Source organism: Planococcus sp. 107-1 (assembly GCF_021513255.1).
In the GTDB taxonomy this organism is placed as follows: Bacteria; Bacillota; Bacilli; order Bacillales_A; family Planococcaceae; genus Planococcus.
Window position 1 is genome coordinate 423,427 of sequence record NZ_CP090977.1, and the last position, 12,615, is coordinate 436,041.

Annotated in this window: 13 protein-coding genes; 10 read left to right on the forward strand and 3 right to left on the reverse strand. The window is 46.6% G+C overall.

The features are described from left to right. Positions 1 to 55 precede the first annotated feature (55 nt). From murB to L0M13_RS02410, 4 genes are all read left to right on the forward strand, one after another. Positions 56 to 973 carry a UDP-N-acetylmuramate dehydrogenase gene (gene murB, locus L0M13_RS02395; RefSeq protein ID WP_235198150.1) on the forward strand — a complete coding sequence of 306 codons (918 nt, stop codon included), beginning with the start codon at positions 56 to 58 and terminating at the stop codon, positions 971 to 973. 166 nt (positions 974 to 1,139) lie between these two features. After that, positions 1,140 to 3,497 carry a penicillin acylase family protein gene (locus L0M13_RS02400; RefSeq protein ID WP_235198151.1) on the forward strand — a complete coding sequence of 786 codons (2,358 nt, stop codon included), beginning with the start codon at positions 1,140 to 1,142 and terminating at the stop codon, positions 3,495 to 3,497. Positions 3,498 to 3,624: 127 nt separating this feature from the next. Then, a complete protein-coding gene (locus tag L0M13_RS02405) occupies positions 3,625 to 3,885 on the forward strand; it encodes a fluoride efflux transporter FluC (RefSeq protein ID WP_235199247.1) in 261 nt (86 codons plus the stop codon). Next, the gene (locus tag L0M13_RS02410) at positions 3,882 to 4,211 is read left to right on the forward strand and encodes a fluoride efflux transporter FluC (RefSeq protein WP_235198152.1); all 330 of its coding nucleotides are present in this window, start codon (positions 3,882 to 3,884) and stop codon (positions 4,209 to 4,211) included. Before L0M13_RS02405 ends, L0M13_RS02410 begins: the two co-directional genes overlap by 4 nt. 41 nt (positions 4,212 to 4,252) lie before the next feature. Here the strand turns inward: L0M13_RS02410 and L0M13_RS02415 are convergent, their stop codons facing one another. Next, a complete protein-coding gene (locus tag L0M13_RS02415) occupies positions 4,253 to 4,672 on the reverse strand; it encodes a universal stress protein (protein ID WP_235198153.1) in 420 nt (139 codons plus the stop codon). Positions 4,673 to 4,685: 13 nt separating this feature from the next. Continuing rightward, the gene (locus L0M13_RS02420; RefSeq protein ID WP_235199248.1) at positions 4,686 to 6,149 is read right to left on the reverse strand and encodes a SulP family inorganic anion transporter; all 1,464 of its coding nucleotides are present in this window, start codon (positions 6,147 to 6,149) and stop codon (positions 4,686 to 4,688) included. A 172-nt stretch (positions 6,150 to 6,321) separates the two neighbouring features. On the opposite strand from L0M13_RS02420, the gene L0M13_RS02425 reads away from it, so the two are divergent. Genes L0M13_RS02425 through L0M13_RS02435 form a run of 3 tightly spaced genes read left to right on the forward strand, consistent with a single transcriptional unit; the run spans position 6,322 to position 9,883 of the window. Beyond that, on the forward strand, positions 6,322 to 6,693 hold the full coding sequence (locus L0M13_RS02425) for an ArsR/SmtB family transcription factor (protein WP_235198154.1): 372 nt from the start codon (positions 6,322 to 6,324) through the stop codon (positions 6,691 to 6,693). Continuing rightward, entirely contained in the window at positions 6,671 to 8,740 is a 2,070-nt protein-coding gene (locus L0M13_RS02430; protein WP_311195613.1) for a heavy metal translocating P-type ATPase, read from the forward strand. The genes L0M13_RS02425 and L0M13_RS02430 overlap by 23 nt, the downstream gene beginning before the upstream one ends. A 21-nt stretch (positions 8,741 to 8,761) precedes the next feature. After that, positions 8,762 to 9,883: a GNAT family N-acetyltransferase gene (locus L0M13_RS02435; RefSeq protein ID WP_235198155.1), complete on the forward strand. Its 1,122-nt coding sequence runs from the start codon at positions 8,762 to 8,764 to the stop codon at positions 9,881 to 9,883. A 45-nt stretch (positions 9,884 to 9,928) separates the two neighbouring features. On the opposite strand, the gene L0M13_RS02440 is transcribed toward L0M13_RS02435, so the two are convergent. Beyond that, the gene (locus L0M13_RS02440) at positions 9,929 to 10,084 is read right to left on the reverse strand and encodes a lmo0937 family membrane protein (protein ID WP_235198156.1); all 156 of its coding nucleotides are present in this window, start codon (positions 10,082 to 10,084) and stop codon (positions 9,929 to 9,931) included. 162 nt (positions 10,085 to 10,246) lie between these two features. Here L0M13_RS02440 and mntR point away from each other — a divergent pair, with 162 nt between their 5' ends. The 3 genes from mntR to L0M13_RS02455 are packed head-to-tail and all read left to right on the forward strand — an operon-like array spanning position 10,247 to position 12,494. After that, a complete protein-coding gene (gene mntR, locus L0M13_RS02445; RefSeq protein ID WP_235198157.1) occupies positions 10,247 to 10,669 on the forward strand; it encodes a transcriptional regulator MntR in 423 nt (140 codons plus the stop codon). 23 nt (positions 10,670 to 10,692) lie between these two features. Further along, positions 10,693 to 11,553: a CvfB family protein gene (locus tag L0M13_RS02450; protein ID WP_235198158.1), complete on the forward strand. Its 861-nt coding sequence runs from the start codon at positions 10,693 to 10,695 to the stop codon at positions 11,551 to 11,553. A gap of 53 nt (positions 11,554 to 11,606) precedes the next feature. Beyond that, positions 11,607 to 12,494: a DUF1002 domain-containing protein gene (locus L0M13_RS02455; RefSeq protein ID WP_235198159.1), complete on the forward strand. Its 888-nt coding sequence runs from the start codon at positions 11,607 to 11,609 to the stop codon at positions 12,492 to 12,494. Positions 12,495 to 12,615: the final 121 nt, after the last annotated feature.

Below are 12,615 nucleotides of genomic sequence, written 5' to 3' on the forward strand. Positions count from 1 at the left end.
TCCCAATAAAATCGGATACTTATAGAAGTTAAAGTTTAGAAGGGATTTGCGTGGAATGACGAAAGAAACATGGTTGAATGATCTGCGCCGTTTTTTGGCAGATGATCACGTGAAAATGGACGAACCGCTACACCTGCATACCTTAACAAGAATGGGTGGGCCAGCTGATATTTTTGTAGCACCAACGACTGAAGATGAAACGGCTTATACCGTGAAATATGCATATGAAAATAATATTCCTTTATTGCTGCTCGGCAACGGATCGAATATGGTGGTCCGCGATGGCGGCGTGCGAGGCATTGTCTTGAACTTGAAGAGTTTGCACACGATCCGCATCGAAGGGACCACGGTTTACGCACAAGGCGGCGCGAATATTAAAGAAGTCTCGAAAGCGGCAGCTTCCAACCGATTGACCGGCTTGGAATTTGCATGCGGCATTCCGGGTTCCATCGGCGGTGCTATGGCGATGAATGCGGGAGCTTACGGTGGAGAGATCAAAGACGTGATTCGCAAAGCGATCGTATTGACTAAAGAAGGCGACAAGCTCGAGTTATCGAAAGAAGACTTGGAACTTGGCTATCGCAAGAGCATCATTACGAAAAAAGGTTATTATGTCTTGTCGGCAGAGTTTGACTTGGAATTCGGCAATCAGCTTATCATTGATGCGAAAATGAGTGATTTGACGATGCAGCGTGAAACAAAGCAGCCTTTGGAATTCCCATCAGCAGGCAGTGTTTTCAAACGGCCGCCTGGAAACTTTGCCGGGAAACTGATACAAGAAAGCGGTTTGCAGGGCAAAGGATTCGGTGGAGCGGAAGTTTCAACTAAGCATGCCGGATTTATCGTCAATAAAAACAATGCAACGGCCAATGATTACATCAAGACGATTGAAATGGTCAAGTCGGCTGTCCGTGAAAAATTCGGAATCGACCTGGAGTTGGAAGTGAAAATTGTTGGTGAAGATATGGCCTAACGCGTAGAAAGTGCTAGCTTGCTTTTGCGTTAAAAAGGAGTTGACCCTAAATTGATTTTGGGTCGACTCCTTTTCTATTTGGAAATTTTTCACTCGCCGTCAGTTTATTAAAGGATTTTCATTTCGGCTGTCGAATAGACAAAGGTACAGAAAAGGGGGAAGTCGCATGGGGAAAAAGAGAAGATGGCTAAAGTGGGTGTTGGGGACAGTCGGTGTACTCGCTTTGATCATCGTTGCAGCGCTGATTTTTGTAAACGTTTACATAGGGAAATCGGAAGCGGTAGTTGAAGGAAAGATGGCTGTGAAGATATTGGACGAAGACGTGACAGTCATCCGCGACGAAATTGGCGTCCCGCATATTGAAGCGGGAACGGACGCGGATTTATACCGGGCGCAAGGGTATGTCCAAGCACAGGACCGTATGTTCCAAATGGATTTGTCGCGCCGGCAAGCAAGCGGACGCTTAGCGGAAGTGGTAGGGGCAGCTGCGGTTGATACAGATAAACGTTTCCGGACGTTCAGTTTGAGAAATGCCGCTGAAAAATCATGGGACGGCTACGGCGACGAAGCGAAACAAGTTTTGGAATGGTTCGCAGAAGGCGTCAATGCATATATGGAAGAAGCGAAAGCGGAAGGCACATTAAGCTATGAGTTCGCTTTGCTTGGCTACGAACCGGAAGAATGGACGCCGCTCGATTCCCTGACGATCGGAAAGTACATGGCCTATGATTTGGGTGGACATTGGAATACGCTGGCGGTTCGCCATTGGGCGCTAAATGAATTTTCAGAAGACAAGGCGAAAGAATTGTTCATTACTTATCCGGATAATGCGCCTTCAATTCTCGAAGCGAATAAAGAACAGCCGGTTAAAGTGGCAGGCGAGTTCGATGCATCGGTTATTCCGCCTGAATTCAATGGCAGCAACAACTGGGTGGTATCGGGAGACAAAACTGAAAGTGGGTTGCCGTTGCTTGCAGACGACCCGCATCTTGGATTGAGTACGCCGTCCATTTGGTATCAAATGCATCTTCAATCACCGGAGCAGAATGTCAGCGGAGTGATCTTTGCCGGGATTCCTGGAATTATTCTCGGGCATAATGAAGAAATCGCCTGGGGTGTGACAAATGTTGGGCCGGATGTGCAAGACCTTTACATTGAAACCCCAAATCCGGAAGACTCGACGCAATTTCTTTATGAAGGAGAATGGGAACAAGCGGAAGTGCGAGACGAAACGATCAGCGTGAAAGACGGAGAAGATGAAGCGTTCGAAGTAAAAGTGACGCGCCATGGACCGATTATCTCGCCTATTCTTTATAAAGAAGAAGATCCGGGGGCTGTGTTCTCCATGCAATGGACTGCTCTTGAGCCGACTTTGGAACTTCAGGCAGTGCTCGGCTTCAACAAAGCTTCTAATTGGGAGGAGTTCGAAACAGCATTGGAAGATTTCCAAGCTCCGGCTCAAAACTTCGTCTTTGCTTCAACAGACGGGACGATTGCATACAAAGCGAACGGACGCATTCCACTTCGAAAAACAGGGGATGGCCAATTGCCGGTTCCAGGAGATTCAGCTGACTACGGCTGGGATGGCTATGTGCCATTTGATGAATTGCCCATTTCGGTCAATCCGGAAAGCGGATTTATCGCAACAGCCAACAATGAAGTCGTAGATGACTCCTACCCGCATCACATTACTGACTTCTGGGCGCAGCCTTATCGCTATGAACGGATTGCGGAAGTCTTAGAGGCGTCGGATGATTTGACGCCGGAAGATATGATGGAGCTGCAGATGGACCAAAAGAATTTATACGCAGCTGAATTTTTAGACGACATGATTGCAGCGGTCCGAAAAGAAACGAAGGAATACGATTCACTTCTTGAAATGCTGGAAGCATGGGATCAAGTGGATAGCGCAGACCAAGCGGCACCGCTTGTTTTCCACAAATGGATGAAGCAATTGCCGGATACCATTTTAAAAGAAGCCTTTCCAGAAGATGTTTATGAAATGTTTGCTGGGAAAAATCACATCACCGATGAAATGATGAGGCAAGCATTCACCGGGAACGAAGGCGTCTGGGTGTCCGAATACGGCGGCGTTGAAAAATGGCTGACCGATGCTTTAGCAGAAAGCGTTGATGAAATCGAAGAGCAATTTGGAGATAAGTTTGAAGACTGGGAATGGGGCGATTACCACCAATTGACTTTCCCGCATCCGCTTGCAAGCGCTTCTCCGATATTTGCCCAATTTTTAAATCCAGATCCAGTTGCAATTGGCGGGTCTAATATTACAGTTCAAGCAGCTGCGTTTGGAGAGGACGGCAAAGTGAACCACGGAGCTTCTTGGCGCTTTGTTGCCGATTTGAGTGATTTGACCGGAGCCTACCATATCGTTGGACCAGGGCTCAGCGGACATATGAAATCGGATTTCTACCATAACCAAGTGGATGACTGGGCAGAAGGCGATTATCATAGAACGGAAATCGAAGAGAAAGCAAAAGGAACAGAGTTAATTTTGACCGCAGATTAAGCTATACTGAAGAAAAACGATGCGAGGCGGTTGGAGTGAAAAGGTTTTTTGCAGTAGGCGCTGGCGGAATGCTCGGGGCGATGGCGCGTGCCGGGATTTTCGAAGCCATTTCGTCAATGGCTGGATTATGGGCAGTCAACTTAATGGGAAGTTTTATCATAGGTTACGCAGCGGCTCGTTTCCAAAAAAATCTGCTGAATTCCGGCTGTTCCTTTCAACCGGTTTCGTTGGCTCTTTTACCACATTTTCAGCTTTTTCAGCTGAGTGGTTTAGCCTACTGGAAAAACAATATTTGCTTGGGATTGGGTTTGCCCTTGTGATGACGTGCGCTTCTGTCTTTATGGCAGCAGGCGGACTGGTTGCTGGAAGGCAGGCGGTGGCGAAATGATTTCCATTGCAGCGGGCGGCTTTTTTGGAGCCATTGCCCGGTATGTTTTTTATCTCGCAGCAGAAAGCCGTTCCCAACATCCGAAATGGGCAACATGGGCCGTCAACAGCCTTGGGTCTTTTTTGATCGGGTGGCTGCTCGGAAGCGGCAGTTCGTCCGCTTTTTGGCTCACCGGTTTTCTCGGGGCCTTCACGACCTTTTCAACGATGGCACTTGATGCCGTTAAGGATATGGAAGACGAGAAGTGTCTGAGAGCTCTCGCGTATTTAAGCGCAACGTTGATCAGTGGGATTTTGCTATTCAGCCTCGGCTATGTATTTTTATAGAAAAAAGGTCTTTCCGACTGAAAACCGGAAAGACCTTTTTCTTATTTCACGATGATGACAGGGGCTTCCACGCGTTTGGCCACTTTATGGCTGACGCTGCCGAGCACCATTTCCTGCAAGGCATTTAAGCCGCGGCTGCCGATAAAAACGACATCATAGCCGGTTTCGTTGGCATGCTTTACAATGGTCGGCCCTGGCGTCCCATGCAAAGTCTTCGTTTCGAACTGGACACCCGTGGAATGGAAAATATCTTCTAACGGCTGCAAATGTTTGCGGCGTTCAAGATGAAGTTCATCCGGGCTCTGGGTATGGAGGATTTCGTTGCGTGCTTTTCCGTAGTCGACGACATAGAGAAGCGTCACTTTTGCTTCCGGATTTGTTTTTGCCATTTTTACGGCTTCTTGCACGGCGCGTTTCGAATGCTCCGAGCCGTCAGCGGCTACGAGAATTTTCTCATACATGTAAGATTCCCCCTTAATGCTGGCTGGCATTTTCTTCTGAATTCGTATAGGTGGCTAAGGTCTTGACCAATTTTTCACTGGATGGATTCAAGCCGGTGATTTCAATCGATTCCGCTTTTGATTGAAGCCTGCCCATGACCCGGTCGATGGCGCCTACTCCGGAATCATCCCAAATGGCAGCATCCGAGAAGTCGATGATGATGCGTTCAGCAGGTTCGATGGCATCAAAGGCTGAAACAAAATCCTGGGAAGAAGCAAAGAATAATTGGCCGTGTACGGTATAAACATTCGACGCGTCGGCATTCAATCCTTTATTCCGGACTTCGACCTTTGAAATTTTAGCAGCGAATAAAATCGCGCTTAACAGAACGCCGGCGAGTACCCCTTTGGATAAATCATGTGTGTAGACAACAACAACCACAGTCAGCAGCATGACAATCGCGTCTGATTTTGGAGCAGTGACCATGTATTTAAACGAACCCCAATCAAAGGTTCCGATGCATACCATCACCATGATGCCGGCAAGCACGGGCATCGGAATTTGGACGACCCAATTGCCAAGGACGATGATCAGGAAAATCAGGACGACACCTGCAGTAAAAGTGGAAAGGCGTCCACGTCCGCCAGACTGGACGTTAATGCCAGACTGGCCGATCATTGCACAGCCCGCCATTCCCCCGAAAAAGCCGGTGATGAAGTTAGCAATGCCTTGCCCGCGGGCTTCCTGGTTCTTATCGGAATCGGTTTCCGTTGCATCATCTAATATAGATGCCGTCAACAGCGATTCGAGCAGGCCGATAATCGACAATGCCAGGGCCGTCGGGAAAATGATCTGCAAAGTTTCAAGATTAAAAGGGACATTCGGGATAAAGAATGTTGGCAGGGATTGTGTGATCGTCCCTAAACTGCCGACATTCTGCATGTCGATTCCGGTATACATAACGATGCCGGACAATACCAATATGGCGATTAACGGTGCCGGAATGGCAGTGAAGAAACGAGGCAGGATATAAACGATTGCCAAAGTGACTCCAACAAAAATATAGGTGGTCATATTAATGCCGAAAATGAACGGCACTTGTGCCATGAAGATGAGGATAGCGAGCGAATTCACGAAACCGATCATTACGGCCCTCGGGATAAACTTCATGAAGCGGGCGATCTTCAAAAAGCCGAAGATTACTTGCAGCACGCCGGTCAAAATAGTGGCAGCCAGTAAATAGTCGAGGCCGTGATCACGGACGAGCGTGACCATGGCGAGGGCCATCGCACCCGTCGCTGCAGAAATCATGGCAGGCCTGCCGCCGACAAAAGCGATAATGACCGCAATCGAGAACGAAGCATAGAGGCCGACCATCGGATCAACACCAGCAATGATGGAGAAGGCGATGGCTTCAGGTATTAAAGCAAGGGCAACGACAATGCCGGAAAGAATATCTGCGCGGATATTGCCGAACCACTGCTCTTTATAAGACATGGTTTTCAAAATTCCACTTCCTTTATAAAATTCGTTTAGCATCTGCAAACAATAGCATTTTTTCGAAAAACCGTAAATAGGAGTCATTCAAATATTCGTTTGATTATTATTGTCCGAAGATTTATACTACAAGTAACAATCAAAGCAAGATTTGAATGAAGGTGGGATCTCGATGAAAGAAATTTGTGAAGTGACAAAAGTCCATCCGGAAGTGGTGAATAATGTCCAAAAGTACATGCCGGATTTATCGGAAGTCGTTAATCTATTTAAAGCGTTGGCCGATGAAACACGCTTGAATATCGCCTATGCCTTAACGATCGAAGAAGAAATGTGCGTCTGCGATATTGCAGCAGTCATAGGCTCTTCAAATGCGACTGCTTCCCACCATCTAAGATATTTGAGAGAACGGGGGTTGGCGAAATCTTTGCGCAAAGGCAAGCAAGTCTATTATTCCTTGTCGGACCGTCACGTTCACCAACTGGTGACCATTGCCCATGAACATGCGAAAGAAGGTGCAGAGCATGCAGAAGACATACCGTCTTGAAAACTTATCGTGCACAAGCTGCGCTGCCAAATTCGAAAAAAATGTACGGGAACTTCCCGATATTAAAAATGTCAGTTTAAACTTTGGCGCTTCTAAACTGACCGTGGATGGCAATGTTTCCATTGAAGCATTGGAAAAAGCGGGTGCATTCGACCATATCCGTGTTTTTCCGGAAAAAGAGAAAGCTGTGCATAGGCCATTCTATAAACGCCGCCAAACAATCGAAGCCGCTATTTCCTTTATCCTGCTAGTCATCGGAACAGTGATTTCTTTCCAGGCTTCTGAAACACATCCGGCAGCGATCAGATTGTTCGGTGCTTCTATTTTAGTCGGAGGCTACCAGATGTTCTGGACAGGACTGCAAAATTTAACTAAATTGCAATTTGATATGAAAACATTAATGACCATAGCGATCATTGGTGCTGTAATAATTGGCGAATGGCGAGAAGGGGCGGTGGTAGTCTTCTTATTTGCAGTCAGTGAAGCATTAGAAGCCTTTTCCATGAATAAAGCCCGCCAGTCGATTCGAGGATTGATGGATTTGGCGCCGGCAAGAGCGTTGATCCAGCGCCAAGGCGAGCTCCTTGAACTGGATACAGAAGATATTCGCATCGGCGATATCCTGATCGTTAAACCGGGGCAGAAAATTGCCATGGATGGAACCGTGCTCCGAGGCACCAGTTCTGTGAATCAGGCAGCGATTACAGGAGAATCCATTCCGGCGGATAAGCAGCCGGGAGACGAAGTGTTTGCAGGAACCTTGAATGAAGAAGGTGCACTGGAAGTTACGGTGACCAAACGGGTCGAAGATACCACAATTGCCAAAATCATTCATTTAGTGGAAGAAGCGCAGGCAGAAAAAGCACCTTCCCAAAAATTCGTCGACCGTTTTGCAAAATATTACACGCCGGCCATCATTGCCATCGCTTTTTTAGTGGCGATCATTCCAAGTCTCCTGACCGGCAACTGGGAGTTGTGGGTTTACCAAGGGCTGGCAGTCCTAGTGGTCGGATGCCCGTGTGCATTAGTTGTTTCGACGCCAGTAGCCATCGTTACGGCTATCGGGAATGCTGCACGGCAAGGTGTTCTCGTAAAAGGCGGCATCCATTTGGAAGAGACAGGCCATATCAAAGCCATTGCATTTGATAAAACGGGCACATTGACGAAAGGCTATCCGGAAGTCACGGATGTCTTTGCAAAAGAAACGTATTCAAAAGAAGAAGTCTTGAAAATCGCGGCAGCAGTTGAAACGATGTCACAGCATCCTTTAGCACGGGCCATCCTTGATGAAGCGAGCGAAGCCTATCCTTCTGAAGGGTTTGGATCGGTAACAGGGAAAGGTGCTCATGCAGTCGTTAAGGGTGTGCGCGTCCATGTCGGAAGCTTTACTTGGGCAGAAGAATTTGGCTACAGCATTCCTTCGAGTTACCGCAAGTTGCAGGAATCCGGCAAATCAGTCGTTGCGGTCTTTTCAGAAAAAGAATTGATCGGTGCGGTAGCAGTAGCGGATGCCATCCGAAACGAAAGCCCGGAAATCATCCGCCAGTTGAAAGCGATGGGCATTGAAAAAACCATTATGCTGACAGGTGACCATCCTGCAACAGCCGAAGCGATCGCAGCTCAAATCGGTGTCACAGATGTCCGTGCCGGATTGATGCCGGAAGACAAATTGGCTGCCATCAAAGAACTCCAGCTAACTCATGGCCGGGTTGCAATGGTTGGAGATGGAGTCAATGATGCACCTGCCTTAGCGGCCTCGACGATCGGCATTGCCATGGGCGGCGCCGGGACAGATGCGGCTTTGGAAACAGCTGATATTGCTTTAATGGCCGATGATTTAGAAAAACTGCCCTATACAATTCGACTCAGCCGAAAGACTTTGCGTATAATAAAGGAAAATATTATTTTTGCATTAGGTTTAAAAATTATTGCTTTGCTTTTAATCATTCCAGGATGGCTGACATTATGGATTGCCATCTTTGCAGACATGGGCGCGACGCTTCTCGTTATCCTCAATGCGCTGCGTTTAGTCAAGATTCAAAAGTAAACGAACATGGGGGACAAAGTGTTGAAGCTGACAGAATGGACGATGGAAGAACAAGAACAATTAATTGAATTTATGACCACTAACTCATGGCCGTTCCACGGCATTGAACATCCTGTCCGGGAATTGATCGAGAAGACGATTGAAGAAGGCGGATATAAATCGGACCAAGTCAGAACGTTCTGGATTGAAAATGATGAAGGACAGCAAGTGGGGGTCGTGAAGATTTTCGATTTGCAAGATGACATTCCGTTATTCGATTTGCGGATTGCCGATCCGTACCGTGGAAAAGGCTATGGCCCAAAGGCCTTGAAATTGATTGCTGATTTCGTCTTCTCTTTGCCTGAAAAGAAAATTCGCCTGGAAGGCAACACGCGCCATGATAACTTTGCGATGAGAAAAGCATTTGAGCGGACCGGTTTTGTAAAAGAGGCACATATTCGCCAAACTTGGTTTTCGCCGCGGGAAAACCGCTATTACGATGCAGTGACTTACGGCATGACAAGAGAAGATTGGGAAGCGGGCATCACGACGCCAGTCCACTGGGATGATGCACTCGTAGAAGAAAAGAAATCTCAATTCAATCCGGTTCTATTTCAATTCCCGGATCAATTCGAGTCGGAACGCTTAATCATCCGTAAGCCGAAAAGAGAAGATGCGGCTCTCAGCTATGAAGCGGTCATGCGTTCGCTTGCTTCACTGCGGCCATGGATGCCATTTGCCCAGAAAAAGCCGGTGCTTTCGGAAATGGAAGCAAACCTGGTGGAAGCAGAAGCGGACTTTATGCTCCGCAAAGATTTGCGCCTTCATTTCTTTTCGAAAGAAACGGGCGAGTTCGTCGGTTCGTCGGGACTTCACCGCATCAATTGGGATGTCCGCAAATTTGAAATCGGCTATTGGGTCGATAATCGCTTTGAAGGCAAAGGCTATGTAACAGAAGCAGTAGAGCGGATTACCCGTTTTGCTTTTGAAGAGTTGGAAGCCAATCGCGTCGAGATACGCTGCGATCCTGACAATGTCCGAAGCCGCGCAGTTGCGGAACGGTTGAACTTCGAACTTGAAGGCATCCTCCGCAACGACACCCTTTCAAAAGTGAGCAACAAATTGCGTGATACATGCGTTTATGCAAAAATCCGGAAACAATAAAAAAAGCTGAGGACCATTGTCCTCAGCTTTTTTTATTCACTTAGGCTATATGCCTTTTCTTCCAGAAATCAAGTTAATAACTAAAATGATAGCTGCGATGATAAGAAGAATGTGGATCAAGCCACCAGCGACGTCCATTAAAAATCCAACTAACCAAATTACAATAATAACTGCTAAAATAATCCAAAGAATACGTCCCATGTTCCTCACCTAACCTTTCTATGTCGATAGTATTAAGTACCCTCGAAATCCACAGCCCAAACATGCAGAAAATTGAATTACTACTGGATTGCCGGAAGCTCAGTTGTTTAGCGGGTTGGGGTATAGTAAACTGAAGAGAGTCATGTTAGGGAGGAACGAATTTTGCCTACTCCAAGTATGGAAGACCACATTGAAATCATTTATTCATTAATAGAACAAAAAGGATATGCCCGAGTGTCAGATATTGCAGAAGCTTTGTCAGTTTTGCCCTCATCTGTCACGAAGATGGTGCAAAAACTTGATAAAGATGGGTACTTAATTTATGAGCGTTACCGAGGGCTTATGTTAACGCCGCGCGGCCAGAAACTTGGAAAACGCCTTGTGAAGCGCCATGATCTACTGGAACAGTTCCTTCGCTTGATCGGAGTGGAGGAAGAACGGATCTACGGCGATGTAGAAGGCATCGAGCATCACTTAAGCTGGAATTCCATTAATCGAATCGCTGATTTGGTTCAAGTGCTGGAAGAAGATCCGGCATTGCTCCAAAAACTTGAAAAACTAAAAAACGACCAAAAAGAAAATTAAGCTGAATTTAAGGAGGCTGCATGATGGCATTGCATCCAGGAGAAAAAACCACATTACGCATTATCGACCGTTCAAGCTCCCAGTGGATCTTGACGAATAGTTCAGGTGATGAAGTATTGATGAACGCATCAGAGATCGAAGAAGGGCAAGAAATTGGTGAGGAAATCGAAGTATTCCTTTTCCGCAACCGGCAAGGCGGCGTTTCCGCTACTCCGATGATCCCCCATATTTTACCGAGCATTTACGGCTGGGCGAAAGTATTGAAAGTATCAAGACGTGAAGGGCTGGTTGTCGATATCGGAACTTCCCGGGAAGTCTACGTGCTTCCGGAAGACCTTCCGCAAATTGAAGAATTATGGCCGCAGCAAGGAGACCATATTTTCATGACCTTGCGTACAGACCGCTATGGTGATTTATACGGACGGTTAGCAACAGAAGAGAAAATTGGCGAATTATACGTACCGGCTCCAACTTCTGTTTTCAATGAAAACATTCAAGCACGTGCTTATCGTTTGTTGCCAGTCGGCACATTCATGCTTTCAGTGCCTGAAATGTATCGGATTTTCGTCCATGAATCGGAAAGAGAAGAAGAACCGCGTTTAGGCGAAGAAAAAACCGTGCGCATCATCGGCATAAAAGACGATGCGACATTGAACGGTTCTTTGCTTCCGCGTAAACAAGAGCGCTTATCAGACGATGCACAGAAAATCATGGATTTCCTCGATGAGTCTGGCGGCCAAATGCCGTTCACAGATAAATCGACTCCGGATGAAATCCAGGAAATTTTCGGCATGAGCAAAGCGGCATTCAAACGCGCGCTCGGCAGACTGTACAAAGAACGCAAAATCATCCAGGAAGACGGATGGACCAAATTAATACGTTAACGCAACCTTTTCAAATTAAAAGCGTATTAATTTGTGGAAGGGGGCAATAAACTATGAAGAAAATAATTCCAGTACTATCATCTATATTAGCGCTATCACTTATGCTGCCAAGCATCGGTTCTGCGAATGTCGGCATCAACGAAAAATTCGGTTTGCCAATCGTCGTCTATGGAGGCAATCTCTCTGAAGCTGAAAAAGAAAGTGTCGCGAAAAGCCTGGATGTAGCCGGTGAAGCAGACGTAGAAGAAATCGAAGTGACCGGCCAAGACCTGATTACTTACATCAAAGACGGGGATTCACGTGCGAATATGTATTCTTCGGCGAAAATCACCCGCAAAGATGCTGGAGAAGGTTTGGTTATCCAAATTGTTACGCCGGATAATATCACACAAGTGACAACAGAAATGTACGCGAATGCCATGCTGACTGCGGGCATTGAAGATGCAACGGTTGAAGTTGCTGCTCCAAAAGCGGTGACGGGCCATTCAGCGCTTGTCGGCATTTACAAAGCTTACGAAGTGAACGGCGAAGAATTGGATCCTGAACGGACAGATGTTGCTAATGATGAATTGACAGTAGCAACCGAGCTTGCTGATAGCGGGGTTGAAGACGCAAAAGTAAGTGAACTTCTGACAGAGATCAAAAAACAGATTGCTGAACAAAATCCGGCTACCCGTGAAGAAGTGGAAAAAATTGTGGAAGACCAATTGACGAAGCTTCAAATCGAGTTAAGCCCGGAAGACCGCAAATTATTGACAGATCTTATGGATCGCATCCGTAAATTAGACATCGACTTTTCAAAATGGTCGAGTCAATTGGATGATTTGAGCAAAACCATTGAAGACAAAATTGGCACAATCGTCAATGACGAAGGTTTTTGGCAAAGCGTAAAAAGCTTCTTTCAAAAACTGGCGGATTCTGTCCGTGGATGGTTTAACTAATTCAAATGCACAGCCAGGCAGTAAATTGCCTGGCTGTTTTTATTTTGAGCCGGTTCAGTTGCGGTCCAAAAGAAGCGGTGATAAAATAAACTAAATATCTCGAATTCAAGATAATTGGAGG

Excerpts from the sequence above, each read along its gene's own strand:
- L0M13_RS02430 (WP_311195613.1), top strand. The coding sequence starts at position 6,671 with ATGCAGAAGACATACCGTCTTGAAAACTTATCGTGCACAAGCTGCGCT.
- L0M13_RS02455 (WP_235198159.1), top strand. The coding sequence starts at position 11,607 with ATGAAGAAAATAATTCCAGTACTATCATCTATATTAGCGCTATCACTT.
- L0M13_RS02420 (WP_235199248.1), bottom strand. The coding sequence starts at position 6,149 with ATGTCTTATAAAGAGCAGTGGTTCGGCAATATCCGCGCAGATATTCTT.
- murB (WP_235198150.1), top strand. The coding sequence starts at position 56 with ATGACGAAAGAAACATGGTTGAATGATCTGCGCCGTTTTTTGGCAGAT.
- L0M13_RS02440 (WP_235198156.1), bottom strand. The coding sequence starts at position 10,084 with ATGGGACGTATTCTTTGGATTATTTTAGCAGTTATTATTGTAATTTGG.
- L0M13_RS02425 (WP_235198154.1), top strand. The coding sequence starts at position 6,322 with ATGAAAGAAATTTGTGAAGTGACAAAAGTCCATCCGGAAGTGGTGAAT.
- L0M13_RS02400 (WP_235198151.1), top strand. The coding sequence starts at position 1,140 with ATGGGGAAAAAGAGAAGATGGCTAAAGTGGGTGTTGGGGACAGTCGGT.
- L0M13_RS02405 (WP_235199247.1), top strand. The coding sequence starts at position 3,625 with ATGGGCAGTCAACTTAATGGGAAGTTTTATCATAGGTTACGCAGCGGC.
- L0M13_RS02415 (WP_235198153.1), bottom strand. The coding sequence starts at position 4,672 with ATGTATGAGAAAATTCTCGTAGCCGCTGACGGCTCGGAGCATTCGAAA.
- L0M13_RS02450 (WP_235198158.1), top strand. The coding sequence starts at position 10,693 with ATGGCATTGCATCCAGGAGAAAAAACCACATTACGCATTATCGACCGT.
- L0M13_RS02410 (WP_235198152.1), top strand. The coding sequence starts at position 3,882 with ATGATTTCCATTGCAGCGGGCGGCTTTTTTGGAGCCATTGCCCGGTAT.